Genomic DNA, 2,423 nt, shown 5'->3' on the forward strand with positions numbered 1-2,423 from the left:
AAAAAATGTATGGAAAGGAAAAAATGCTGGATCGGATAAAAATGAACCTCGACATTTATACCAATAGCAAAGGCTTTTCAATAGAACAGCCATTGTACAAGGTTCAGCCAGGAGAAACTCATATATCTTATTCAAAAGGAGTGGTTGTGATGTATTTATTAAGTGAACTGATAGGTGAACAAAAATTAAATGAAGTGCTGAGAAATTTTATTGAAAAGCATAAATACCCCAATCCAAAACCTGTTTCAACAGATTTTTTAGATGAACTATACCGGTCAACAAACTCATCTCTTCATTCTAAAATAGATACGTTATTTAAAAAGATTGAGCCATTAAGTGTTGAATAGATATATCCGTAAATTTTCACTGCGGTGGGTCAAAATATTAAATGAAGAACCAGGACATTATGATATTTGTCGCGTTTGTTTTGGGAATGCCTGATAAAGACGAGCCTAAGGATCTGAATTGGAAACCGATTTAATCACCTCCCCTACTAACCCACTCTGATACAATGGCTTAAAAGAAACTTTTTAAAGCCCCATTGTCTTTTGGGTAAATCAAAAACATGTGTATATTTGAGAGTTTGGAAACGCTAAACCCGGGCTTCGTTTAATTTAAAATATTAATAACAAAATCTATGGAGGATCAGGGAGCATCAGTAGTAATTACACATCATATCATAAAGGGTAAAGAACAAGATTACGAGGAATGGCTTAACGAAATCAGTCCAATGTGCAAAAGCTCAACAGGATTTGTTGATTGGCAAATTATTCGACCGATTCAAGGTTTGACATTTGTTTATACGGTAATCATCCGCTTCAACACAATATTAAACCTTAAAAGTTGGATGGAATCTCCGCAAAGAGAAAGACTGATTGAAAAGGCAGCCACACTATTCGCTAAAGATGATAATTATGTTATTAAGAGCGGATTGGACTTTCTATTTAACCCAGATAGTGAGAAGCCAAAGGTTCCTGCCCGTTGGAAACAGTATTTTATAACATGGTCTGCCATTTATCCTTTATCTGTGGTGATTCCTTTAGCAATAAACGAGTTATGTAATACTTGTGTATTGGAAGAAATAGTGTTGGTACTAATTAGGGCATTTTCTACAGAATTAAATACAGCGTATCTTTGGGAAGTTTGTTCTACCTTGTACCCTTTTTCTTGAAGGTAATTTTGAACTAATTGGTCACTTCCTTGTGCATTTCCGACTATGAAAGAGCTTTTCGCTTCTATTGCTTTATTAAGTAAAGATTTGTAGTGATTTTCAAAAGTTTGAGCAATTCGCTCGCTTGTCACTCCGCGCCACGGGCCAGACCCGGATACCATAATGATGTCGTCTTTCGAGTAATTTCCTGTGTTGGCGCGTTCTCCCCATGCTTGCTCGTAATTCCGAGTGCTTGAAGGTGTTTCGGGGGGCGCAGCTGATTTACCGATAAACTGGGTAGCTATTTGTGCCATCGCAATATCTTTTTTCATGTGTTCAGCGACGGCAGCGTTTATAGGTTCGAGTTTGGACAGTGGATTTGTTAGCGGACGATCAGTCTGTTCGGACTTTTCCTGCTGGGTTTGTACTGTAGTTTGTTGTGACTTTTCAACTACATTGGTATATGTTTCGCTGAGGGCTTGAATAAATGCGGATTCTTTACCCTTACCTTCCCACTGCTGTTGAGCCTGAGCGTTAGTTATATTACTGAGGCGGTGCGTTGCGGAGCCAGCGCTGTGATCGGGTTCCCCGACTTGTTCGCGCAGCGTCTCCGATAGGAGAGGCGACTGGCGTGGGATTTCCCCCGTTGTTGCAACTGCCGTACAGTTTTCCAGCCATTCAGTTCCTCCGCGTTTGGCGATCGCCTCAGTTAGCCGGGGGTGTTGTTCGAGTTTAGCCTGAAGCACTTCTACCATTAACTTGTATTCATCAGCTGATGGATACAACTGCTTTTGGTGATTAAATGCGTGTTCGGCGGATGCGTATGCTACTCCTTCAGGTTTTTGGACATGCTTCTCTACTCCATACTGTCCGGCGGGGGCTTCTGGATTATTATTGACTGAAACTTGGTAATCGTTTTGTAGCTTGCCTTGTTCTTTTGCGAGTGCAGTGGCAAGACTGAGCGCTACTCCAAGCCCGTCTTTAGAGTTGGGGCTGATATTTACTTTTAAAAAACTATCGCAATGGCACAGATTCAGTACAAAGATCTATTAGATGCAGGTGTTCACTTCGGTCACCTTACCCGTAAATGGGATCCGAGAATGGCTCCGTATATCTTTATGGAGAAAAACGGGATTCACATCATTGATTTGCCCCATCGACCGAGTAAGCTTCATAGAGGTCTTGTGATATCGACTGCAACCCAGCTAGCAACAGGATACTGATAAACGGCGTAGTTTTCCAAAAATCAGCAAAAAACACTGCAATCATCGCC

General features: G+C 40.9%; 2 protein-coding genes and 2 pseudogenes. 2 read left to right on the forward strand and 2 right to left on the reverse strand.

Annotated elements, in window-relative coordinates; all coding sequences use genetic code 11:
- Positions 1-347 (forward strand): M1 family aminopeptidase (locus tag LC574_RS35700; protein ID WP_229458352.1); only part of this gene is annotated, 347 nt, incomplete at its 5' end.
- Between the two features lie 667 nt (positions 348-1,014).
- Here LC574_RS35700 and LC574_RS35705 read toward each other — a convergent pair.
- The gene (locus LC574_RS35705; RefSeq protein ID WP_229458353.1) at positions 1,015-1,935 is read right to left on the reverse strand and encodes a hypothetical protein; all 921 of its coding nucleotides are present in this window, start codon (positions 1,933-1,935) and stop codon (positions 1,015-1,017) included.
- Between the two features lie 237 nt (positions 1,936-2,172).
- On the opposite strand from LC574_RS35705, the pseudogene LC574_RS35710 reads away from it, so the two are divergent.
- Positions 2,173-2,307, forward strand: a pseudogene (locus tag LC574_RS35710) (30S ribosomal protein S2); the annotation flags it as partial.
- Here LC574_RS35710 and LC574_RS35715 read toward each other — a convergent pair.
- Positions 2,300-2,423 (reverse strand): annotated as a pseudogene (locus tag LC574_RS35715) (sugar ABC transporter permease); the annotation flags it as partial. The pseudogenes LC574_RS35710 and LC574_RS35715 sit on opposite strands and share 8 nt — an antisense overlap.

The sequence above is a fragment of the Nostoc sp. CHAB 5715 genome (assembly GCF_020829685.1).
Lineage (GTDB): Bacteria > Cyanobacteriota > Cyanobacteriia > Cyanobacteriales > Nostocaceae > Nostoc.